Raw genomic sequence first — 23,459 nt, 5'->3', positions numbered from 1 at the left:
CCAAGTTTTGATTAATTTTTTTTATGAAACTTATATATTCAAGACAGACCGTGAAGTCCGTCAAGACAACAATGGTTGTGGTGAAAAGTAAACTCTTATTCCATTTCGGCAACGATGACTTCGGCAGCAGCCTCGTCAATAATCAGAATATCTTCCTGGCCAAATCGCAGCACGGAGTGTATAGCAGCAGCTTTGCTTTTGCCACCTGCAATTCCGATCACGACATCGGTTCGTTCAATATCCTGGAGTCGCATGCCCAGCGTAAGCATGGTGTGTACCACCTCACCCTGATCATTAAAGTAATAACCGAAGGATTCAGATACGGCCCCTTGCGCCTGAAGTTCATCTATGATCTCTGTCGCAAGTTTACGGCGCCGTGCCATCTCTACGGCATCACCGATTCCATGAATGACGATCCGCGATTTTCGAATCAGCTGCAGAATCTCCTGAACACTTGGGTCCTGGATTAGTGATTCGTAGGCATGATCACTAAGCAAATCCGGTACATGCAGGAGTTTGTATTGGGCCCCTACCCGTTTTGCCATCGTGGATGCAATCGTATTGGCCTGAATTTCGAGGCTTTCTCCCAGCCCACCGCGTGCCGGTACAAACCAGACACCTTTCAGCGATGTTGGCGGAGTCAGTTGCTCTGCGACTCCAGCCGTTGTTGAACCGCCAGTTACGGCGACAACATCGTTATCAGTCATAATATTACCCAGAGCCTTCGCTCCGGCTCTACCCAGTTCCCGTTTGGCAAATGGAGAAATGTCCGAATCACCAGGAACCACAACTACCTTTTGCAGACCGTAGGCTTGCTTGATGCGCTCTTCCAGTTCGGATAATCCGAACAGCTCTTTGGCGACGGGTTCCAACTGCTGCAGCAATTCATGCCCTGCCTCACTGATCTTCATCCCTGCACTGTCAATTTCAATAAGTCCCTGAGCCTTTAACAAATCGGTCTCAGCCCTCAGAACCCGCTCGGTCATCTGCATGGAATTAGCTAACGTTCTTCGTCCGATCACATCCGATAACATGATCTGGTGCAGAATCGTATACCTCTTCTTCAAGACATCCATGAGATCAGGCAGAAGCTGCTTTTGCACTTCTAAAATCGTTCGCATGCTTTCCACTCCCGCAAGCTTCTCGTTCCAAGCTTTCTTTCATGGCCCCAAAACGTCCCGGGTTAACTTTTTAAGTCCCACGTCTATTCTACCTAAAACTGACGTGACATGCAAGTGTTTCGAAGCGTTAATTCGACACGTTTCAGGCGTTTGTACGCGCCTATTTTCACAATGTCAATCTACTATGATCGAGAACAACCTGTTCGACACCATATATAGAAGCAAAGTAAAATTCTCATCTACATATTGCTTGCTATGGTTTTTCATATGGCATGTCCAAAACCTCTTTTAGCATTTACCTATTTGCGCTCTTTATCCACTTATTTTCATCATGATCAATTTCAGGGTAATCCAAACCAAAACAGCGAACATCAGCTTGCAATTAAATTACTCATGAGCTATAATCATTATTGCTGTCACATATTTGAAGCTTCTATTTCAAAACTGCTTTTATGCAACTATGTTTGCAGCAATAATCAATGTGCGCCCGTGGTCCAATGGATATGACGTAGGCCTCCGAAGCCTGAGATCCAAGTTCGATTCTTGGCGGGCGCGCCATTCTTAATTAGTAGCTCATAACACTCTTAACCAATGAAACCGAATAGGTTTCTTTTTTTTTAAACTTAGTTTGACTTTCTTTGACTTTTTGTTTGGAATTGTTTATGATGTGGGTAATACGGTAACAGTTTATATATAACACCAATTAACATTTACATTTCTGAGGAGGTTTTTCACGTGAGTTATATTCCAATGGTCGTTGAACAGAGCAACCGCGGTGAGCGCGCCTATGACATCTATTCCAGATTGCTGAAGGATCGTATCATCTTCCTTGGCAGTGATGTAAATGACGTTGTGGCGAATGCCATCATGGCACAGATGTTGTTCCTAGCTGCGGAAGATCCGGAGAAAGACATTCACTTATACATCAATAGCCCAGGCGGATCCATTACAGCCGGTATGGCGATTTTCGATACAATGCAATTCATCAAACCTGATGTATCTACCATCTGTGTAGGTATGGCGGCTTCGATGGGTGCATTCCTGTTGAACGCAGGTGCCAAAGGTAAACGTTTTGCATTGCCTAACAGCGAAATCATGATTCACCAACCACTTGGTGGTGCGCAAGGTCAAGCTTCGGACATCGAAATTCGTGCCCGCCGCATCCTGAAAATGCGTGATACTTTGAACCGCATCATCGCTGAGCGCTCAGGCCAACCGCTGGAGCGTATTGAGAAAGATACAGATCGTGACTACTTTATGAGTGCTGCTGAAGCTGCCGATTACGGTATCATCGATAAAGTTATTGAAAACGTAGGTTCCCAAGGCATCTAAGCCGAGGCGAATCACCAATTAAACGGATGTACCATATAGCCCACTCAAACGGCAACGCCCAGTTGAGTTGGCTATATGAAAAAAGGACGCTCTTGTCATATGACGAGGGCGTCCTTTTTATGAAGATAATTTAAAAGTGCATGATACAAATTCAATCGATTCAATTAACTTTCATAGAAAATCTAATACTTTACTTGTTGGCTGTTAAGCCACTGAACGGCTCTGTGCCTTTAGGAAGCAACTCTTTGTATGTGAACGGGAATTCTGGGAAGCCCTCCGCATAAGCTGTATACTCATACAACTGGAAGAATACAACTACACCTGTTGGTGTTACATAGAAATCCTGATCTTTATTCAGACCTTTATAGCCTTCAAGGTAACCACCGCTAGCTTTAAGCTGATCTCCAACTTTTTTGCTTACTGTCTGACGCACAGTTTTGTTATTTTGAATTACATCATCCAGACTCAATTCCTTGCCGGAATCCAGAGCAAAGGTGTGACCTGAACGGAACGTCATGCCATGTGCACCTGCATAGTCCTGATAACTTTGCGTAATGAGTCCAAGCACACCATTTTCGTTGTATGTCACGACATAAGAACTCTCAAATGCATATGGACGGTTCGCTGCTGCGTCACCAAATTCCTTAGTTTGTTTTTTGAAATCTGCTACAAAAGCATCGACTTCATCTTTCAGCACCTTGTTGATAGCTGCTTCTGCTTTATCGTTAGCAAGTCCGCTAACCTGAGGATATTGAATATCGACTTCAGCGTTCTTGATGCTGACTTTCACTGTTGCCGCTTTGACTGTCACGCTATTTTGCTTCACTTTGCTCAGCGTCAGTGTCTTGGCTTTGCCATCCCAGTTGCCCTGAACACCCAAATAATCTCTCATTGCAGAAAACGGAATATACAATCGGCCATTGATCAGCTTCGCTTCCACTTGTGGATAGTAGTTATTAATTCTAACACTCGGTGCCCCATCAATCAGGCTGATGGTCATCGTATTATTAGTTGCCGTTAAGGAGTACTCCTTAGCCTTTGCATCATATTTCAAGCTTCCACCTGCAACATCTTTCACTGCGGTAAGCGATACCCAAGTGGAGCCACCTTGAAGGAGTCCTTTTTGAGTAAGAGTTTTGCCTCCCGACTTCAGAGTTACCTCAGTAGGTGTTGTCACTTTCGTGGATACTGAAGCTGCCTGTACAGAACTATCCTGCCATACAGCCCCGCTCCCCACAATAATTCCTGCCGCCAGTAGTGCACTAGTCCATTTTTTCAATGATGTCATATATAAAACTCCTCTCTCGAATTCAAATTTGAGTGTCATTGCGTATGTATCCTGATTTGATCGTATGCCTCATACGCTCACCTCTTTATTATAATTAACCCAATTGCGGAAAGGTTTACAGCTCCAGTTACAATGTTGTTCGATCCAGATGCCTATAATGAAGGTTTTGTTACGAACAAATGGACAAAAAAGATACCAAAAACCAGCAATTCATTTCGTCATATTTCACCTCTTCTTTCCAAACTTCATCAAAGTGCGCCTTTATAACAAAAAAGACGCTGTCCGATGGACAACGTCTTTGTCATTATTGCCTTTCGCCCGCTCAAGCATATCTTTAACGGACATCCAGCCTTATTTATTTCACTTATTTCATTTCATAAGTAATATTCAGCGTTGTGCTTACTTTAACCTGTCCTGTTTCAATTTCTGTGCTACCAGCAGAATCAGCTGTCGCTTTGGACATCAAAGCCTCACTTGCATAGAACACAGGTACATTGGCGTCACCTTGGCTCACAGACAGAACAGCACCCAGTTGACGTTTAACCGCTTTTGCAATAGCTCCAGCTTTTACATCAGCATTAGCAACAGCTTTTTCAATCACCTGAGCTTCAAAGCTCTCCGGTTTTTCTACCGTAAAACGTACATTTTCAATATTGTTGGCACCAGCTTGGGATGCAGCATCCAGGAGTTCACCAATCTTGTCCATCTCCCGGTAAGTTACAGTCAATGTGTGATGAGCTGTGTACCCTTTGATCTTCTGTCCGTCTTTTTCACTATACGTGTAGTCAGGCTGTACGTAGAACTGGCTGGTTTGAATATCATCCGCACTGATTTTCCACGTACTTTTCAGCAGATTGCTAACCTTTTGAATTTTCGCTGCATTCGCTTTTTGCGCAGAGGCTGCGGTATCTGCCGTACTGTTCACTCCAATGGAAAGATAAGCGATGTCAGGCTTCACCTGAATCTCACCTGTACCCACAACGTTAATCACGTTTTGCTGTACCCCCTGTACCTCAGCAGCATATGCATAGTTACTAGGTGCCACCCAAGCAGTACCTCCTACTAGCAATGTACCTGCGACCATCACCGCGCCCAGCGGTTTCATCCATAATTTACCCATTACGTTAGCCTCCTTAAGTTTTAACATCACAAACTCAAATCGATTTGATACCTAACAGACGGGCTTAATTCCATAATGTTGCACTTGACAGTCATAAAACGCAAAAAAGCCCCTTTCGGGACTTCTTCATTGAGTTCAAATCATATCTTATTGGTTCTCAAGCTCTTCCTTGCTTACCAGACTAACTAAAGCGTTTACAGCCTGTTCGGCGTCCGCACCTTCTGCACTAATCTGGATTTCCGTACCAGTACTGATTGCAAGGCTCATGATCCCCATGATACTTTTTGCATTTACTTTTTTGTCGTCCTTCTCGACGAACACTTCAGATGAGTACTTATTCGCTTCTTGAACGAACAGTGCCGCAGGTCTGGCATGGAGACCCGTTTTCAAACGGACAACTACCGGGTGCTTTGTCATGGAAACTTACCCCCTATTATGAAATCTGGACATTAAATACACAATTATATTTATAACATTATACCATATAACCAGAGCAGGACCTAGAAGAAAAAACTTAGGGTGATGGGATGTCATTATTATGACCCATTTTAGCCTTTTTACATCACCTCATTACACCTTGAGCAGTTCTCCAAGTTCCTTATAGGCTGATTTTAAGCTGACCTTTAGGCGAAAACCAAAAGCAATCAGCTTTGCCAGGCTGCCCTACTTTTCATTTAACCGTAACGCTCGGTACGAACCTTCTCTGCCAGCTCATCAATCTTGCGGAGCCGGTGATTCACTCCGGACTTGCTGACTGTACCTTTAAGCAGTTCGCCTACTTCCTTCAAGTTGATATCCGGATGGGCGAGTCTGACTTCAGCCACTTCACGAAGCTTTTCGGGCAACGACTCCAGACCAACTTCCTTTTGCAACAATCTGATGTTATCGATCTGTCTGACGGCTGCTCCAATCGTTTTGTTCAGGTTCGCCGTCTCACAATTGACGATTCGGTTGACGGAATTACGCATATCTCGCATGATACGCACATCCTCGAACTTGAAAAGGGCCTGATGTGCACCAATGATACTGAGCAGTTCAATGATTTTCTCGCCTTCCTTAATGTATAGGATGAATCCTTTTTTGCGTTCTATACACCGGGCATTGAGATGAAATTCATTCGCCAGGTCCACCAGGGCCTGACAGTGCTCCTCATACATGGACGCAATCTCCAGGTGGTAGGATGAACCTTCGGGATTGTTGACCGAGCCTCCTGCCATAAATGCTCCTCGAAGATAAGCACGTTTACAGCAGTTATTTTTGAACAGCTCTCCACTGATCCCGGGAGTAAACAGAAATCCTTCGGAAACAATGTACAGATCTTTTAAAATCACCTGTACCATGGTTGGAATCCGAACAATATATACATTGTTCTTTTTCAGCCGCATTTTTTTGCGGACAAGCAATTCCGTATGCACTTGAAAATGCTTTTTAAGCAGAGAGTATGCCCGTCTTGCAATGGCGGCATTCTCCGTCGAAATATCCAAGATGACTTTTTTATTCGATAACTGCACCGCACCAAGCATACGGATGAGGGCTGAAAGTTCCGCCTTTTCGCAGCACGGTTCGCTTTCGATCATCGTTAGTTCTTTTTTGGTCTGTGCTGCAAACGACATGGGACTTCACCTCTTCCGTAACATCCAATTTTGTACAAGTTGATAGATGTGATGGCTCAGCTTGTCGGCATCATGACGCAGATAAGTCCGGAATAGGACCAACGTATCCGCAACCACTTGATAGCCGGCACTCTTCAGCACATTCATATCCAGCACAACTGGTTTAGCTCCTTTTTCCGCATACTTATTCTGCACCTGCAGCGGGATATCACCATTATTTACAATGACATAGTCGAAAACTTGTTGTCCTACATGTTCATGTACCGCCTTGAGGTGGTCACTCACCGTATAATTATCCGTCTCTCCCGGCTGTGTCATCACATTACAAATAAACATTTTTACTGCGTCAGCTTCAACGACAGCTTCAGCCAGCTTAGGTACAAGCAGATTGGGCAGAATGCTCGTGTAGAGACTACCTGGCCCAATCAGGATGGCGTCTGCCTGACGAATAGCCTCAACAGCCTCTGGCAACGGCTCCACGTGATCCGGTTCAAGGAAAACGCGTTTGATCCGTAAGCCAGCTTCAGGGATCTTGGACTCGCCAGTAACAATCGATCCGTCCTCCATCTCTGCATGCAGTATAACGGCCTGCCCGGCTGCGGGTAATACCTCACCCCGAACGGCAAACACGCGGCTAAGTTCCCGCACAGCGGTCACAAAGTCGCCCGATATATCCGTCATTGCAGCCAAAATCAAGTTACCCAGGCTGTGGCCTGCAAGCCCCGCGCCTGTATTGAAGCGATAATTCAGCATATCCGACAACAACGGTTCTACATCTGCTAGCGCCGTGAGTACGTTACGAATGTCGCCCGGAGGCGGCATTTGCAACTCATTACGCAGGATGCCCGAACTTCCTCCGTCATCCGCCACCGTCACGATGGCCGTGATGTCCAGCGGCTTTTCCTTCAAACCGCGCAGCATCACGGATAATCCGGTTCCGCCGCCCATGACTACAATTCTCGGACGTTCTCTTCGTGGTCCGGCTTCTTTCATCCCTTCACCCTCTTCAATGACGGTCCCGGTCGGCGTCGCGATGGCTCACGGTGACAGCCTCAGTTTCGCTGCTTCCCAACATTTTGCCCAAATATTCCGATATTGCTACCGAACGATGCTTGCCTCCGGTACAGCCGATTCCAATAATAACCTGGCTTTTGCCTTCCTTCCGGTATTGCGGAATCAGAAAATGCAGCATATCCAGCAGCTTGGTCAGAAACGCCTGCGTCTCCGGCCATTTCATAACATATTCATATACATCACTATTCTGTCCCGTATTCGGACGTAAATGTTCAATATAATGCGGATTTGGCAAGAAACGAACATCAAACACCAGATCCGCATCGATAGGAATACCGTATTTGAACCCAAACGACGTAATATTTACCGACAGCATATGGCTTTCCAGATGAGAAAAGCGGGATATGATGCGCTCTTTCAGTTGAGCAGGCTTCATCGTACTGGTATTCAGTACCTGAGTGGCGGAATTTTTGAGTTCCTCCAGCATCTTCCGTTCCAGTCGGATGCCGTCCAGCGGCATGCCCTCAGGAGCGAGTGGATGTCTGCGCCTGCTCTCCTTATAACGCTGGACTAATACAGAGTCTGTCGCGTCCAGGAATAATATTTCACAATGAATGGTAAAATGATCTTTAATATAGTTCAGTGACTCGGACAAAGCCGTAAAGAACTCACGACCGCGAAGGTCGATAACCAGTGCGACCTTGCCAATTTTGCCGTTCGATTGCTCAATCAACTCCGCAAATTTTGGAATCAATACCGGTGGAAGATTATCCACACAGAAGAAACCAAGATCCTCCAGGCTTTGTACTGCAATCGTCTTGCCTGCTCCGGACATGCCCGTAATGATAATGAGCGTGGCGCCTGTGCCCGGTGAAACTTCACCTTCAAGCATAAATGTCCCCTCCTTATCATATTGCTGTCGGATTATACTGTTACGAGGTTACTAGGAACGCAAGAGAAGACCTGCCGCGCCAACAATACCTGCATTATTGCCAAGCGTTGCTTCAAGAATCTTAACCCCTTCTTGCAGCGGTTCAGGTGTCAGTTTCGCAAATACAGTCCGTACTTCATCAAACAAAATATTACCCGCTTTGGATACACCGCCACCGATAATGAACATCTCAGGGTTAATCACAGCCGCTACAGCCGCCATTGATTTGCCCAGATAGAACGCTGCACGATTGACGATACGAAGAGCAACTTCATCGCCCTCCTTAGCTGCATCAAATACTTCTTTAGCTGCAATCTTGTCCACGAGTGCCAGTGATGTATGATCTCCACGCTCTACAGCGTCTTTGGCCATACGAATAATTCCGGTTGCTGAAGATACAGTTTCCACGCATCCCATTTTGCCGCATCCGCACTGAATGGCTTCCAGATCAGGAACAACACTGACATGACCAAGCTCACCAGCCATACCAGAGAAACCTTGATAGATCTTACCGTTCAAGATCAGTCCGCCACCAACGCCTGTACCAAGCGTATAACATACACAGTTGTCCACGCCCTTGCCAGCACCTGCCCAAGCTTCACCCAGTGCAGCCACGTTTGCATCGTTATCTATTTTGACTGGCTTGCCCAGACGTTCTTCCAAAATTGAACGAATGGCTACATTCCGAAATCCAATGTTAGGGGCAAGAACGATAATTCCCTCGCGTACATTGGTGAACCCAGCCACTCCTGCTCCCACACCTTCAAGCTGTTCCCAGCTGTAAGGCGATTCGGCAACGATATGACGGACATACTTCTCGATGTTGGCAATGACCGTGTCAACGCCCTTATCCACTTCAGTCGGTCCTTCATACGTATGCATAAGCTGACCGTGTTCATCACATATACCGACCTTGATTGCTGTTCCGCCGAGATCGACCCCAACGTAGATTTTCTCAGACATGCTACAAGCCACCTTTATCTATCTATAATAGTTTAATCCTACGTACCAACTATAATTGAAGGATACGCCTGGGTCAAGACGATAAGACCTTTGCTGTGATTAGCTTCCTCGCTATTGTGAACAACATCACAGGCTATTTTTGAATACGTATACAACCTTATTTGTCTCTATTAAAAACGCAGGCTTCATTCCTTCCTCCATAGAGGAGGAAGCCTCAACTCATGATATTGCATATCCACTCGTTCCATGCGTAAAAGATGACAATTGTCATCTGAATCTCATGACAATCCTTACTAATCACGTCTCAGACAGTTCGGTAAGATGGAAATATCTTATAGACCAGACGTGATTCAAGATAAGTTCACTCGTGGTTCAGTTGTTGCAACCCTTAGCCTAACGGCGCAAAAAACGCCTTCCTATAACAGGAGGCGTTTCTCTACTTTTATGAACAAACCTAAACCTATACCTTCAGCAGCTATTCAGCTACTGGTCACAGCTTCGTTTCCACACGTACGGGCTCTTCCGTTTTTTCCATCTTGTTGACGTCCAGAATATCGAGCAGGAAGACAAAGATCGGTATACCGATGATAAGCCCCCAGATCCCCAGGAAATGTTGAGACAGAATCAGTACGATAAACGTGTAAAACATCGGCAATTTGGTTTTGTGAGCCATCAGCTTCGGATTCAGGAAGTACGTTTCCAGCGCATGAATGATGATGATCATAATGATCACGATCACGCTGAGCTGTAATCCTCCCAGTTGATAACCGATCAAACACAGCGGAACTAGTGAGATGATAACCCCCGCAACGGGTACCAGACTCAGCATGAACACCAGAATGGTCAAGGCGAACAAGTACGGGAAACCAAGTATCCATAATCCTAGAATCGTCAAAGCTGTATTAAACACAGCAATCATCAATTGTGCCTCGATTACTTTACCAAAAGAAGATACAAACTTATCTCCGAGATAGGCCACTTCATTATAGAACCAGCCGATTTTGCTTGTTTTGAACTTGGAGGTAAACTTGGAAATCTCCCGCTTCTGCAACAAGAAGAACAGACTCAGGATAATGACCAACAGAATGAACTCCAACCATTTGCTTAACGCAAAAATATACTTCAATGCATCGTTGGTATAGTTTTTGATATCGAACGATTGAAGATAACCGGCAATTTTGGAAGCAAAATTATCTCCGTCAGCGGTATCGAGAAACTTCATTATCTCATTCGTTAACTGAACGACCTGATCCACAATTCGTGGTGAATACCTGGAGATGCCCAGTACAATGGCTGCAATAACGATAAGATAGAGAAGAATGACTACGACTTTATAGTTAATCGGAAATAAACGATTCAACTTCTCTGTGATAAAATGCTGCAACCTGTTCATGACATACGTCACCAGGAATAACAGCAAAATCATGTGCAGCATACTCCCCATGCTGAATAGAACCAAACAAAACAACAGCAGAATCAGAAAGCGCCGCACTGTTGCATTTTGTAACCAATCTTTTATCATTTCCCCCAAAGTCTTCACCTCACAGCTAATATGCCCATTATGTATACGATCTCATGCCCACTTTGGTTTCAAAAAAAGAGAAGCCTTCCGGCTTCTCACATCATGAGACTTCCCGTTGTCTCTTCTACTTAATTTATGCCAAACCATACCCTTTTCATGCTTACTTATCCAGTGTTTCGCTCCAGTCATGCACAATACTGCCTTCAAGGAATTTCTCGCAGTCCATTGCGGCCATACACCCTGAACCTGCTGCTGTAATGGCCTGACGATACTTCGTATCCTGAACATCACCACAGGCGAACACACCCGGAATGTTGGTCTCGGTTGTACCCGGTTTAACGACAACATAGCCGTGTTCATCCAAAGTAATCTGGTTGCTCAGGAAACCCGTATTCGGTGTATGTCCAATGGCAATGAATACGCCATCGGCTTCAAGCAATTCTTCCTGTCCAGTCTCGTTATTACGTACCTTAAGCCCTTTAACACCAAGAGCCTCAGGCACAACTTCGAGCGGTGTACGGTTCAAAGCCCAATTCACCTTCTCGTTGCTGCGAGCCCGATCCTGCATAATTTTCGAGGCACGTAATTCGTCCCTGCGGTGAACCAAGGTAACGTCTGTTGCAAAACGGGTCAGGAAGCTGGCTTCCTCCATCGCGGAGTCTCCACCGCCAACAACGACGATCTTTTTACCACGGAAAAAGAATCCGTCACATGTGGCACATGTACTTACCCCACGTCCCACATTCTCCTGCTCTCCGGGAATACCGAGATAACGGGCCGATGCGCCGGTAGAGATAATGATCGATTCGGCTTCCAGTTCACCGATGCCTCCAACTTTAACCTTGAAGGGCGGTTTGCTGAAATCCACTTCTTCCACCCAACCATTTTTGAATTCAGCTCCAAAACGCTCCGCTTGCTTACGCATATTGTCCATCAGTTCCGGACCCATAATGCCTTGCGGAAAACCAGGGAAATTCTCAACTTCCGTTGTCGTCGTCAATTGACCACCCGGCTGAAGACCTTCGATAACCAGTGGGTTTAGATTAGCACGAGCCAGATATATCGCTGCTGTCAGACCCGCAGGTCCGGTTCCGATCACAATCGTTCTGTATTTAGACATATAGATACAGCCTCCTTAATAAGGTTGAAAGTGTGTTGAGTGGCGATTAACTTGCTATGATGATATCCTACAGGCATGTCGAGACCTATTCGTTAAGTTTACCCGTTTTCCAGGCCTATGTATCCTTCACGCAATGAAGTCTATCCCAAAGCGAGATTTTCAAGGAACATTTACTGGACCGGTGGGTTGGAATTGCACACTTTATTGATTTGCCGTGCATATTTGCTGACTGTGGCAGCTGATATGCCATACCGGTCGGCTATGCTTTGGTAGGTCACTGGACGACTATGAATCTTAGCAGCCAGATATTCCAATCCCGCAGCCAAACCTTCAATTTGCTTTGTGCCAGGTACTTCCGGGTGCACGCGAGATACATAGTCTTTCCACAGCCGCTCCATTTCTTGCTGCAATTCGGCTTTGGCTTCAGACATCTGTAACGCACGGTCCACTACCGCCTGCCAATGCGAAGAAGCTTTCGCCTCCGTTTGTTCCGTCAACGATTCCATCTTCGTAATGGTTCGTTGGCTCAATGCAGTTAGCGGTCGCAGAACAGGAGAATCATCCTGCTCAGTTCCTTCTGAACCAAGACCGTTTAATACGGAACGAGCGGCTTCCACCAGATCCTGATCTTCACCAGGTTCCTCGATAAAGGATTGCAGCGCCTGCTGCACCTCGTAATCACCAATCATGCCAAGAGCATGAATGACCTGGAGCTTAGTTGCCCGATCCCCATGTCGCAACGCCCAGAAGAAAGAGGAACGGATCAAGGGATCATTTTTCATCTCTTCAGGTATGCCGTTGCCATAGTTCTCCCATTGTCTGAATTGCTCGTCAAATGGCAGATGATAGTGATAACTTAGTTTCTCCGGATCTTTCTCTCCCTGTCTCACAGCCTCAAGACCCGACAGATAGTACCGGGATACTTCCGAACCTGGATCCAGCTTGCCTACATGACGCCACAGACGTTCAGCGGAATCGTAACGTTCGGTATTATAAGCTGCGACTGCTGCATAATGTGCGAGAGCTGGGTCCGCAGCGGTTTCTTCATCCTTCAACAGCCGACGGAAATGTACATAAGCCGTATCATGTTGACCCAGGATACCCATCGTGGTAGCCAATTTGTAGACCTGTTCGTGCTGAAAAGGCACGATGACACGCAATTTTTTGATCAGAAGCAGCACTTGGTCGGCTCGATTCTCGTTCTGGTGAAAGATCGCCAGATTACACAGTGCGTGCAGATTACCAGGCTCCTGCTCCAGTACCTCGGCAATCGTCTCTTTCGCCTTGGGAAACAGCCCCATATAATAATAGGCAAGCGCCAAGTTGTTGCGAGCAGCCAAATAATCAGGATAATCGGGTGACATGCCTTCCAGCAGCTCAGCCGCCTGTGCAAACTTCCCTTGTTCCAACAATTCCCGCGCCTGATCGTGTTCAACGACACCTTTACGTGATTTGATCCGGTTCAGTTTGGCTGGTCGATCCAGCTCGTAGTACAGAAGCTCCATCATCTCTTCGGCTTCCGTCATAAACTGACCCTGGGTATCCTCCTCCAAATACGTAACAAGCGCTTGCTCAGCTTCTTCAAACCGATCCATATTCGCATAATTGTTTGCCATATAGAAATAACATTCCGTCATGGACGGATCTACCACGTCGAGCACATGCGCAAGAACGGCATTGGAAGCCTCGTAATCCCCCTTCTCTGATAATATACCCGCCATATTACAATGATTCACCGGATTTTCCGGTTCATATTCAACAGCTTTACGAAAATATTTTAATGCCTTGTCGACGTGATTACGGTCCAGCGAGCGGACAGCTCTCTCAAAAAAGAAAGAAGCATCCAAGTGAATCGGTATTACATTGGCAAGGTGTCCCTCAGCCCGCAGTAGCTTGCCCTTCATCTTCCAAGGCACCTCCTCTTTGCTTTCATTCATACTCTCCAGTATACCACATCTTAAGGCCCACTTCTCAATATGTAGTTTCATGTCGTTTATGCCAAAAATGCGCAAAAAAAGATGACACCCCCTCATCCCTTTCGAATGAAATGTCATCTTTTTGCTTCAAGTACTCTTCCTTATAGAGAGATTCATCAGAATTACAGCTTCAACGCCATGGATGGCGAAAGAGAGATATGAACTGTCTTGTGGAAAGGGGTCATAAAGTTAACCAGTACAACCTTACACTTATTTGGCAGCTTTGCCTCACGTACGGTTGCTGCCAAATGCCCTACCTCGCCTCCGGTCAGCTCAATCCAGTCATCTCCACAGGAATAACGCAACGTGCCGCTCTTCCACAGATAATGGCCTTCATCTGTCTCAAGCAATTCCCCCTGGGAAAGCTCGCCCTCGCTGCCGAACACGAAAGACAGCTGCACCATAAGCTGCTCCGGCTGCTCTCCCGCCAGCTTCAGGGTCCAGCCATTTTCCGTTCTTAATACTTCCGTCTGTACAAGGAACGTCTGTTCATGGGTGAGATCTCGACTCTGATGGGGCAACAAATACCACGGACTGATAGCTGTTCCCGCCGTCTCAGGCAGTTGGCTATCCGGGATCGGGCCGTAATAGCCTTTCCTCTGTTCGCCCGTCAGACGGTAACCTGCTGGCAATCGAGACATATGCTGCATCTGCACATACCCTGGATTAAAATAGGAGGCCAACTGAACGGCCAGCAGACGTACGGCACCATGACGAAGGGCAAAGAATGAAGGCACCTCCGTCATTACAGTCGCACTTGTATTACCGGAACGAATACGTGCTACAGGTGCGCCGAAGTCCGTATGCAACCGGCTGTGCGAGATGTGTCCATGATGACCTGCCGAATCCATTCGCTGTAAATAGCCCTCCCGCACAAATCGTTCATTCAGTATGATCTCGTACCGCTCAGGCAGCTGTTCCCGTGCCTTACCTGCCTGCTGCTGAAGCTCAGGCTCCAGCAGCAGCCGAACGAGCGCATTGACCGAGCAGACGCCGGGATCTGTTAACATTTCTCCCGCCCAATCGGCCATGCCGGCAAAGATCGGATCACCGTCCAACCGGGCCATAATGGCATAAGGCAAGTAATACGTTGATAAATCATGCACGCTCCCCAGATCCTGGCGACCTGAGTAATCTGTAACAACCTCACCTGTTGGATGTACAAGATACACCATCATACGAAGATTGAGTCTCACCGGGTCCAGCAATTCGGGACGGTTCAACAGGCGTGCCGCATGAATCAGCATGATGTCGCTAACCGCGCTGTAGATTCCGTTGCTTCGTTCAGTCCACTCCCCATCAGGCGTAATATCCATACCTTCAGCCAGCCACTGCTCTGCACGCTGCACAGCTTCCTCCAGGTCAAACAATTGATGCAGGAAACCGAGCGCCGCGCATAGCACCCAGCGATGATTCGGCGTATGACAGCCTCCAGTCAGCAAGACTGGAACAGTTCGTTCCAGAAACATGCGCATATTGTCCAGCACAGGTTGCAACGGCTCCCAGTCTTGCTGCTGAAGAAGTTGATATAACTGGGCATATCCCACGACAAGAAATGCGGTATCCGGCGGAGAATGGGAATTGGTCCAACCGGGGGAGATGGAGCCGTCTCCATGCTGATTACGGAGTACGTACTCCGATGCAAGCTGCAGACGATTTAACAGATCTTCATCCCGATAATAGATCGAATCCGGATTGGCGAGTGCTGCTCCCCAGTAACACATGTCCGTAGGTGTTCCGGTCGTATGGTTGACCCAAGCGATACCTGTAGAGGGGTCAATCGTTCCTCCAAAATAACGGCTTTCCGGATCAATCATTTGCCGGGATATCCCTTTTTGCACTGCTCTGTCATTGCTTTCCACCAGTTGTCTGTACATGTCCAGTCCCTCCAAACAAATGCCGATGAACGGAATATTCGGCGCAATAATTCTTGTCATCTGGTTAATCACGATTGGCTTAAGAAAACCTATGATCAGCCCTTAACAGCTCCAAGCATGGCACCGCTAACAAAATATTTTTGCAGCCATGGATAGACGAGTAGAATCGGTACGGTTGCAAAAATAACGGTGGCCGCCTTGAGACTTTCCGGGGTTAATGGAGCGCGGTTGGCACCTTCCATCTGTGTGAGCTCACTCACCATGTTGTTTTGCACCATTTGGAACAGTTTGAGCTGAAGTGGATACAGCTTAGGATCATTAATGTACATCAGGGAATCCTGGAAGCCATTCCAGCGGCCAACAGCATAGAACAACGCCAAAGTTGCCATGACTGGCATCGACAGCGGTAATATGATTTTCAACAGTGTGTGCAGATGTGAACTGCCGTCAATTTCAGCGGACTCCTCCAGACTTTCTGGTATACCATTGAAAAATGAGATCAGGATAATCAGGTTAAACGGACTGACCAGACCTGGCAGAATTAGCGCCCACGGCGAATTAAGCAAGTGCAAGTCACGAATGAGCAAGTACTCGGGAATGATCCCCCCGCTAAAGAACATCGTAATGATGATCACGTACATGAAGAGCTTGCGGCCCTTCATTTTTTTCTTGGTCAACGGGTATGCAGCTGCGATTGTGAACACCATGCATAACACCGTTGTCACAATCGTTAAGAGGGTCGTATATCCCAAGGAATACAGCATCGAATGATCGGAGAACACCTTAACATACGCATCCCAATTGAACTCCTTAGGAAAAATGGTGACTTCACCTGATGTAATGGCACGATTGGAGCTTAATGATATGGCAATCGTGTGCAGAAACGGAGCGAGACAGAACACGACGAACAAGCTAATAAACAGGATGATAACGGTATCAAAAATCCGGTTTGAGGTGCGTTCACTCATATGCGCACAACTCCTTTACTGATGGTATACATATAAAGCAGCTTAGCGTACCTTCTGTTCTTTTAAAGAATTCCTTCACCTGTTGTCTTTTTCGATATATAGTTCGAGCCGAGTACAAATATAAGTCCAACGACTGCCTGGAACAGTCCAACGACGGTTGCCAGCGTATATTGTCCCGATTCCAGCCCGACCCGGTATACAAAGGTACTGAGCACATCGGAATATTCACGTACTGCCGTGTTCCCGATAATATAAGGACGATCAAATCCGATGCTGACCATATGTCCCAAATTAAGAATGAGCAGAGTAACAATAGTAGGCTTGATGCTTGGCAGGGTTATATGCCAGATTTTCTTCAGCCGTGTCGCTCCATCAATCTCTGCCGCTTCGAACAATTCCTTATTAACACCCGTCAGCGCAGCCAGATATAGAATCGTTCCCCAGCCTGCACTTTGCCAGACACCTGTGAACAGGTAGGTCACAAGCCACGGGTTTTTCTCCGTCAAAAATGGAATCGGATTTAAGCCCATACTTTCAAGTACACCGTTTACCATACCGGATTGGTTGCCGAATAACTGGTACACAATTCCCCCAATAATGACCCACGAAATAAAATGAGGGATATACAGAATCGTCTGCGATATTTTTTGAAACCATTTAAACCGGATTTCATAGAGCATGATGGCTAATATAATGGGAGCAGGAAACGAAACGATCAGATCAAGAAAATTCAGCATAAAGGTGTTGCGCAACGTGGTGTAGAAATCTCGCATCCCGAATACCTCGCGAAAGGCATCAAAACCGATCCATTCACTGCCGTTAATACCTTGAAACAGATTAAAATCTTTAAATGCGATCTGAACGCCATACATCGGTCCGTAGCGAAACACCACGAAATAGATGAGGGGCAGTGAAATCAACGCGTATAATTGCCAATACCTCTTCAAGTATGCGGTCAAGTCGGTCTCCTCCTAACAACGAAGAAACACTGTGCCGCCTTAACCTCAGCCGACGGCACAAGTCCCTTCATGAATGATGCGATATCAAGCTTGTGTTCTTTGGATTCGTACGTTCATACATTCATATCTCCGACTATTATTTCGCAGCAAGCTCTTGAACCGCTTGATCCAGTTCCTTCTTCAGTTCTGTACCACCAAGGGACATGAAATCATTCATTTCCCGTTCATACACTGCGTCGAATTCTTCCGGTTTAGCCATTGCTGTTTTTACGATAATGACATTAAGCTTATCTTTGAGCGCCGTGCTGTACTTCATCTCTGCCTGAATCGGTTTGTCAAAAATGATGGGGCCTACCGTGTCGGTGTTAGCAATATCAATCGACTGTTTAAGCATTTCCTGATTATTTTGCGGGAAGCCCATGATCCATGCTTTTTCGTTGGTAGCCTGATCACCGATATTTTTACCATTTGAGATAATAGCTGTATCCCCTGCGTTGAACAGACGATCCTTCGCTTCCTGTGAAGCATCCTCTTTGACAACAGGAATTCCGTCTACGAGATCGTAGTTCTCTCCTTCCACGCCGCTGTAGATATCAATCAGATTATTGTCTGATGCCATCCAATCCAAATATTTGATTGCTTCCACCGAACGTTTGCTGCTCTTCGGAATCATGATGTACATGCCGTTTGAACCGTAACGGGATTTGATATGTTTGTTGTCTACGTTTGCATTGGTGTACGCATCAACCGGAAGCACTTTACTGCCCTGCGTATTTTTAAGCAAGTTATCCAGAGTGCCATCTGCATAGAAAATAGCGTCGACATCCTCAGACCAGTAGCCAATGTTTCCGTTCTGTACATCCTTCACCAGTTGAGCCTTATCTTCATCCAAACTGAAGTCCTTACTGATCAAGCCTTCATTGTACAGCTTGTTCATGAACTTCATGGCATCCTTGAAGCCCTCATGGAGAGGCAATTCATAACGTTGGGCATAAGTCAGATCCCCGCTGATCGGCTTGATGAATGAGTAGATCAGTGTTTCGAACTGAGCTGGCGCCAGTGCCATTCCCATTGGAATGTTTTTGCTGCCAAGTCCACCAGGGTCCTTCTCTTTAAATGCTTTCAAAGTGGTATACAATTCATCCGTCGTCTTCGGTACTGGCAATCCCAGTTTATCCAGCCAATCCTGACGAATATACGAGCTATATCTGCCTGTGATGGCACGTTTGCCAGGAACTGCGAACTGCTGGCCCTCTAATTGACCAAACTTAAGGGTGTCCTCGCCAAGGAATTTTTTCAGGTTCGGTCCGTATTGATCAATCAACTCTCCCACATCAGTCAGACCGCCTTGTTCGGCGTAACGATAAAACACACTTGAGTCATAAACAAATACAATATCCGGAACATCCGTATTACTCGCCATTAGGACATTCAGCTTGGTTACTTCCTCCGAGCGCTGAATCGGTACGAATTGTATATCAATGTTATTCGGGTCGCCGAACCGTTCCTGGATCAGTTTGGACAAATAGTTATTCGTAATGGTATAAGGCGAAGGACTATTCCCGCGGTCAAACACCTCCACTTTTAAAGTGACACGCTCGCCGTTGCCTGATGCACTGCCTTCTGATTCCTGATTCGATGCAGATGAACAGCCGGCTAGCAAGGAAACTCCCATTACCATAGTAAGCGCCAATCCCATCCATTTCTTTAGACTCCCTTTGGTTGCTTTTCCTGTCATTTTGTCATCTCCTTAGCATTGCGTGAATGTTTAAAGCTTGCCCAGAGTATTCCACATCTTTCCGCGCTCTGGCAATAAACTCGTTTCGGAAACGCTTACATAAGGATAATGGTTTATCCCGAGCGACGATTTTCGCAGACTGACTATATTCGTAAAGGACCCGAAAACAGGCGTAAATCAAGGATTTCTTGCATAAGCGCAAGCTTCCAAGACGGAATATAGGTTTACACTAGCAGCAAAAAAAAGGTGGAGTCCTACATGGCTTCTCCTGAGAAAAACCTGCATGAATTCCACCCTGTGCTTAGCACGGTATAATGCGTAGAATGAGCCTTTGAATTACGACTCGGAATCGTGATGTTCACGTTTCATACGGCGATAGTCTCCCGGTGTAATACCCTCAACCCGTTTGAATACACGTCCCAAGGTAATTCCATTGGCATACCCCACCTTCAAGGCAATGTCCTGTAGGGAAAGATCCGTACTCCGCAGAAGACGCTCCGTTTCCTTCATCCGCAATTCTGTAAGGAAGTCTACAAACTTCATATTGAACTCTGTCTTGAACAAATAACTCGCATGTTTGCCGGTAATCTGGAATCGATCGCTCAGATGTTTCAGCGAAAGATCAGGATTCGCAAACTGTTCTTCGATATAGTTTTTCATTTCATTGACCATCGCTTTGTAGCTCTTGGTCTCAGTTACCGACACATAAGTTCTGAACAAGTCCGTCAGGTCATCAAACAGAATGTCTTTGACACCTTCAAGTGTCTCCGCTTCTTTCATCAGCATCAACCACTTGTTTATGTTTTCCTCCGATAATTTCTCCTGCAGCTGTTCGGACATGACCGCTACTTCCCGGCTGAGCATCTGTAGCATCGCCTGAATCAAGGAGTGAATCTCATCATCTGGCAGCTTATCACGTTCAAAAGCCGCGAAGATCTCCTCCAGTTGATCACGCCACTGACTGCTCGACATCCTAAAGCGTTTAACAAAATCAGCAATCATCTGCAAATAAGTATAGGTATCAAGCAGCTGCTGCTGGGTTTCTCCATACCCGGCCAGAGCGACATCACCATCTCTCAGCAATCTGCGGTGCATCACAGTCTCAGCCGCTACGTATGATTCACGAATGGCCTTGATGCCCTCTGCGATCGGTCCGATACCGAAACTCAATGATATACGCAGATTCTGCTCAACCCAGGATCGGCATTCCTCTGCAACTAAGCGAATTTGCTCCGTCATATCCGGGTTACCGTCTGTGGACAGGAAAAGGATCGCAATCTGATCTGAGCTGACCCATTCGGTCCAGCATTGCATACCCGCATCGCGTGAGAGCTCCTGCAGCACATTCATTAACGCAAATTTGAGTGTATTCTGCTCGCCTCTCGTAAACCGTTCCTGGAATCCTTTCTCATATCGGTTGATTTCGCCAACCACAACAGCGAAGCATGACGAAGTATCCACGCCAGTTAACGGGGAAAGATCCTTTAATCGCTCTACCGCATGATCCAGATTCTCCCCATTCAGCAGATCGCTAAAAAGTTTGCTGCGCTGCAGCAGCACGTTTTCTCTGCTCTTTTTGTCCGAATCCATCATATGGTTAATCAGGTTTTCTAACACGCCATCAATCAATTTCATCTCATCGGTCCGTGAGCCCGATTGCTCCAGCACCCGAATCTGATGGGCTTCAATCCGATTCATAATAATCTGAATGGGTTTATAGTTGCGACGAGTGATATAGATAATATAGACGATTGCACAAATGACGGTAACAACCGCAATAATCACCCATACATAGGAAACCACCGAGACCCAACCATATAAGTTCCCCTCCTTGATCCCACTGGAGATCGTCAAACCCAATCTTTCCAGCGAAAGGGTGTTCAGCTCTTGGCCTTCTACAGCACCTTCACGATCTGAATGTGCATCGTAAACAACCTGACCGTCATGGTCAAGAATGCTCATGAAAGAAAGCTGTCCATTAACCATACTATCAATGCTCTGCTCGATGCTGCTCATCTTGATATTAATGACAAGCACCCCATCAGAGCCGAATGGCAAGGGCATATCCTTATCTACCGTCAACACCCGAATAGGCGTACGCTGATTAACTCCTGCATCGTATTCCCTGACAGGCTGCCAGCCTGAAGTAAGAGAACCAGAGTCGATTCGGTCGATCCATGCCTTGTCTGAAAAGCTATCTACCTCCTTGGAGCCGCTTGATGTTAAAACGCTTTCATTTTTCTTGTCATACAAATAAATGGATTGGATCCAAGGGTTGGAACTCGTCAGCTCACGCAAGTTTTGAGCAATGCTATACACGGTCTCTTTGCCCACCTGGTTCTGGCTATTAAAATAGTACTTATAGGCCTGCTCACTCTGCACCGCTTCCATAACCGACAACTCAATATCCCGGATCGTCCGGTCCAGACTGTCTACCAAATAGCTGGAGGAGATACGGTCTGCTTTCCTTGTTTCTTCCCTGGAGATGTCATTAATGAAAACAAAAGCGATAAAAATGAGTACGGTCATGGTAAGAAAGAAAATAGGAAAATAAGAAAACAGTAAACGATAATACCAAGTCCGGGACAATAGACCCCACTCCTCACTCCACGATACCGTTGTATAATAGCCGTGGTTCTACTGTTCATCACATCAGTTACATCTCTGGGATTGAATTCCCTATATACGCAGCCATAAAATCAATTTTAAGTTATTATAGCACAAGCCCCCAGGCAGCAAATGAGTAATCGATTCCCTCTTTCTCCTTAACTCATCCGCATCTCTATCCTAATCCATCATAAAAAAATAAAAACCGTGCTGAGCAGCAAACTACTCAAACACGGCACAATACACCTGAATTCACAAAACTGTGCTGCATGATTAAATCCCTGAATCTTTAAACAACGTCGCCATGGAGCCACCATCCACAATAATGCGAACAGCACGCGCAAGCATTGGTGCTACGGGCAACACTTTGAAGCATTCGGGATGGTCATCCGGCAGTGCGATGGAGTCTGTGACTACCACCTCGGCTATAGACGGGTGATTGAGCTTACTTAGTGCCCCGTCCGAGAATAGACCATGTGTTGCGCATACATATACGTTTTTGGAGCCTCGCTCCTTCAATCCTTCAACAACATTGAGAATTGTCGTTCCGGTATCGATCAGATCCTCAATAATAATTGGAGTTCGACCTTCAACATCCCCAATAACGTGCGTAATGATCGATTCATTGTGGCTTGGCCGCTTTTTAATCATAATGGCAAAAGGTGAATCCAGACGATTCGCCAGTTTCTCTGCCATCGAGGCTCGTCCCGCATCAGGGGAGACAACTACCGGATTTTCAATCCCTTTACTCAGCAAATAATCACTGATGAGATCCAATGATGTCATGTGATCCACAGGAATATTGAAAAACCCTTGAATTGCCGCTGCATGCAAATCAATGGTAACTACCCGGTTTGCCCCAGCAGTAGTTAACACATCCGCAACCATCTTGGCCGAGATCGGCTCACGCGGAGCAGACTTGCGTTCCTGACGGGCATATCCGTAATAAGGAACAATAATATTTACCGTACGCGCAGAAGCCCTTTTGGCTGCATCAATCATGACGAGCAGTTCTACGAACAACTCATTAATCGGATGAGATAATGATTGTATCAGAAATACATCACAGTTGCGGATCGTCTCTTCGTAGTGAACGTATATTTCTCCGCTCTTGAACCGGGACAGTTTGATCTTGCCTAGTTGTACACCCAGCTTGTCGCATACCTGTTCTGCCAGCTTAGGGTTCGATGAACCGGAAAAAATACGTAACGAATGCTGCATAATGCCCTCCCGAGGGTTGAAGTCCCAATATAATCCTTTATCAGTCTAAAAGTGAATGTTCAAAAAGACCCGTTTTCAGTACCGAGAAG

The 23,459-nt window shown here is 46.3% G+C and carries 18 protein-coding genes and 1 tRNA gene; 2 read left to right on the top strand and 17 right to left on the bottom strand.

Annotated features, from left to right (window positions below):
• Positions 1 to 95: 95 nt before the first annotated feature.
• Positions 96 to 1,121, bottom strand: a complete 1,026-nt coding sequence (locus gpAD87_RS23275; RefSeq protein ID WP_063566491.1) for a sugar-binding transcriptional regulator — start codon at positions 1,119 to 1,121, stop codon at positions 96 to 98.
• Between the two features lie 483 nt (positions 1,122 to 1,604).
• Between gpAD87_RS23275 and gpAD87_RS23270 the strand changes: the two genes are divergently transcribed.
• Both gpAD87_RS23270 and clpP read left to right on the top strand, forming a co-directional pair.
• Positions 1,605 to 1,679: transfer RNA gene (locus gpAD87_RS23270), tRNA-Arg, on the top strand.
• A gap of 177 nt (positions 1,680 to 1,856) precedes the next feature.
• Positions 1,857 to 2,453 (top strand): ATP-dependent Clp endopeptidase proteolytic subunit ClpP, encoded by a 597-nt coding sequence (gene clpP / locus gpAD87_RS23265; RefSeq protein ID WP_064641202.1) that lies wholly within the window; start codon positions 1,857 to 1,859, stop codon positions 2,451 to 2,453.
• A gap of 190 nt (positions 2,454 to 2,643) precedes the next feature.
• On the opposite strand, the gene gpAD87_RS23260 is transcribed toward clpP, so the two are convergent.
• The 16 genes from gpAD87_RS23260 to gpAD87_RS23185 form a co-directional block, all read right to left on the bottom strand.
• Positions 2,644 to 3,741 (bottom strand): PdaC/SigV domain-containing protein, encoded by a 1,098-nt coding sequence (locus tag gpAD87_RS23260; protein ID WP_064641200.1) that lies wholly within the window; start codon positions 3,739 to 3,741, stop codon positions 2,644 to 2,646.
• 364 nt (positions 3,742 to 4,105) lie between these two features.
• The gene (locus gpAD87_RS23255; RefSeq protein WP_064641198.1) at positions 4,106 to 4,861 is read right to left on the bottom strand and encodes an SIMPL domain-containing protein; all 756 of its coding nucleotides are present in this window, start codon (positions 4,859 to 4,861) and stop codon (positions 4,106 to 4,108) included.
• Between the two features lie 147 nt (positions 4,862 to 5,008).
• Positions 5,009 to 5,278, bottom strand: a complete 270-nt coding sequence (locus gpAD87_RS23250; protein ID WP_017691248.1) for an HPr family phosphocarrier protein — start codon at positions 5,276 to 5,278, stop codon at positions 5,009 to 5,011.
• 257 nt (positions 5,279 to 5,535) lie between these two features.
• Positions 5,536 to 6,474 (bottom strand): DNA-binding protein WhiA, encoded by a 939-nt coding sequence (gene whiA / locus gpAD87_RS23245; protein ID WP_063566495.1) that lies wholly within the window; start codon positions 6,472 to 6,474, stop codon positions 5,536 to 5,538.
• Between the two features lie 6 nt (positions 6,475 to 6,480).
• Positions 6,481 to 7,467 carry a gluconeogenesis factor YvcK family protein gene (locus gpAD87_RS23240; RefSeq protein WP_064641196.1) on the bottom strand — a complete coding sequence of 329 codons (987 nt, stop codon included), beginning with the start codon at positions 7,465 to 7,467 and terminating at the stop codon, positions 6,481 to 6,483.
• Positions 7,468 to 7,480: 13 nt separating this feature from the next.
• The gene (gene rapZ, locus gpAD87_RS23235; protein WP_053782949.1) at positions 7,481 to 8,380 is read right to left on the bottom strand and encodes an RNase adapter RapZ; all 900 of its coding nucleotides are present in this window, start codon (positions 8,378 to 8,380) and stop codon (positions 7,481 to 7,483) included.
• A 51-nt stretch (positions 8,381 to 8,431) separates the two neighbouring features.
• Entirely contained in the window at positions 8,432 to 9,382 is a 951-nt protein-coding gene (locus gpAD87_RS23230; RefSeq protein WP_064641195.1) for an ROK family glucokinase, read from the bottom strand.
• A 490-nt stretch (positions 9,383 to 9,872) separates the two neighbouring features.
• Positions 9,873 to 10,904: an AI-2E family transporter gene (locus gpAD87_RS23225; RefSeq protein WP_082935328.1), complete on the bottom strand. Its 1,032-nt coding sequence runs from the start codon at positions 10,902 to 10,904 to the stop codon at positions 9,873 to 9,875.
• A gap of 160 nt (positions 10,905 to 11,064) precedes the next feature.
• Positions 11,065 to 12,024, bottom strand: coding sequence for a thioredoxin-disulfide reductase (trxB, locus tag gpAD87_RS23220; RefSeq protein ID WP_064641193.1), 960 nt, complete (start codon positions 12,022 to 12,024; stop codon positions 11,065 to 11,067).
• Positions 12,025 to 12,194: 170 nt separating this feature from the next.
• A complete protein-coding gene (locus gpAD87_RS23215) occupies positions 12,195 to 13,928 on the bottom strand; it encodes a tetratricopeptide repeat protein (protein WP_064641307.1) in 1,734 nt (577 codons plus the stop codon).
• Between the two features lie 194 nt (positions 13,929 to 14,122).
• Positions 14,123 to 15,877 (bottom strand): hypothetical protein, encoded by a 1,755-nt coding sequence (locus gpAD87_RS23210; RefSeq protein ID WP_064641191.1) that lies wholly within the window; start codon positions 15,875 to 15,877, stop codon positions 14,123 to 14,125.
• Positions 15,878 to 15,972: 95 nt separating this feature from the next.
• Entirely contained in the window at positions 15,973 to 16,845 is an 873-nt protein-coding gene (locus gpAD87_RS23205; RefSeq protein WP_063566505.1) for a carbohydrate ABC transporter permease, read from the bottom strand.
• A 62-nt stretch (positions 16,846 to 16,907) separates the two neighbouring features.
• On the bottom strand, positions 16,908 to 17,804 hold the full coding sequence (locus tag gpAD87_RS23200; protein ID WP_063566506.1) for an ABC transporter permease: 897 nt from the start codon (positions 17,802 to 17,804) through the stop codon (positions 16,908 to 16,910).
• Between the two features lie 136 nt (positions 17,805 to 17,940).
• The gene (locus gpAD87_RS23195) at positions 17,941 to 19,542 is read right to left on the bottom strand and encodes an extracellular solute-binding protein (protein WP_064641190.1); all 1,602 of its coding nucleotides are present in this window, start codon (positions 19,540 to 19,542) and stop codon (positions 17,941 to 17,943) included.
• A 336-nt stretch (positions 19,543 to 19,878) separates the two neighbouring features.
• Positions 19,879 to 22,131, bottom strand: coding sequence for a helix-turn-helix domain-containing protein (locus tag gpAD87_RS23190; RefSeq protein WP_064641188.1), 2,253 nt, complete (start codon positions 22,129 to 22,131; stop codon positions 19,879 to 19,881).
• Between the two features lie 291 nt (positions 22,132 to 22,422).
• Positions 22,423 to 23,370 (bottom strand): ribose-phosphate diphosphokinase, encoded by a 948-nt coding sequence (locus gpAD87_RS23185; RefSeq protein ID WP_063566509.1) that lies wholly within the window; start codon positions 23,368 to 23,370, stop codon positions 22,423 to 22,425.
• Between the last annotated feature and the right edge of the window lie 89 nt (positions 23,371 to 23,459).

Source organism: Paenibacillus sp. AD87, assembly GCF_001659845.1.
GTDB lineage: Bacteria > Bacillota > Bacilli > Paenibacillales > Paenibacillaceae > Paenibacillus > Paenibacillus marchantiae.
This window is presented reverse-complemented; position numbering and strand designations above follow the sequence as displayed.

Coding starts and splice junctions, on each gene's coding strand:
- gpAD87_RS23275 (WP_063566491.1), bottom strand. CDS start 1,121: ATGCGAACGATTTTAGAAGTGCAAAAGCAGCTTCTGCCTGATCTCATG.
- gpAD87_RS23260 (WP_064641200.1), bottom strand. CDS start 3,741: ATGACATCATTGAAAAAATGGACTAGTGCACTACTGGCGGCAGGAATT.
- gpAD87_RS23255 (WP_064641198.1), bottom strand. CDS start 4,861: ATGGGTAAATTATGGATGAAACCGCTGGGCGCGGTGATGGTCGCAGGT.
- gpAD87_RS23250 (WP_017691248.1), bottom strand. CDS start 5,278: ATGACAAAGCACCCGGTAGTTGTCCGTTTGAAAACGGGTCTCCATGCC.
- whiA (WP_063566495.1), bottom strand. CDS start 6,474: ATGTCGTTTGCAGCACAGACCAAAAAAGAACTAACGATGATCGAAAGC.
- gpAD87_RS23240 (WP_064641196.1), bottom strand. CDS start 7,467: ATGAAAGAAGCCGGACCACGAAGAGAACGTCCGAGAATTGTAGTCATG.
- rapZ (WP_053782949.1), bottom strand. CDS start 8,380: ATGCTTGAAGGTGAAGTTTCACCGGGCACAGGCGCCACGCTCATTATC.
- gpAD87_RS23230 (WP_064641195.1), bottom strand. CDS start 9,382: ATGTCTGAGAAAATCTACGTTGGGGTCGATCTCGGCGGAACAGCAATC.
- gpAD87_RS23225 (WP_082935328.1), bottom strand. CDS start 10,904: ATGATAAAAGATTGGTTACAAAATGCAACAGTGCGGCGCTTTCTGATT.
- trxB (WP_064641193.1), bottom strand. CDS start 12,024: ATGTCTAAATACAGAACGATTGTGATCGGAACCGGACCTGCGGGTCTG.
- gpAD87_RS23215 (WP_064641307.1), bottom strand. CDS start 13,928: ATGAAGGGCAAGCTACTGCGGGCTGAGGGACACCTTGCCAATGTAATA.
- gpAD87_RS23210 (WP_064641191.1), bottom strand. CDS start 15,877: ATGTACAGACAACTGGTGGAAAGCAATGACAGAGCAGTGCAAAAAGGG.
- gpAD87_RS23205 (WP_063566505.1), bottom strand. CDS start 16,845: ATGAGTGAACGCACCTCAAACCGGATTTTTGATACCGTTATCATCCTG.
- gpAD87_RS23195 (WP_064641190.1), bottom strand. CDS start 19,542: ATGACAGGAAAAGCAACCAAAGGGAGTCTAAAGAAATGGATGGGATTG.
- gpAD87_RS23185 (WP_063566509.1), bottom strand. CDS start 23,370: ATGCAGCATTCGTTACGTATTTTTTCCGGTTCATCGAACCCTAAGCTG.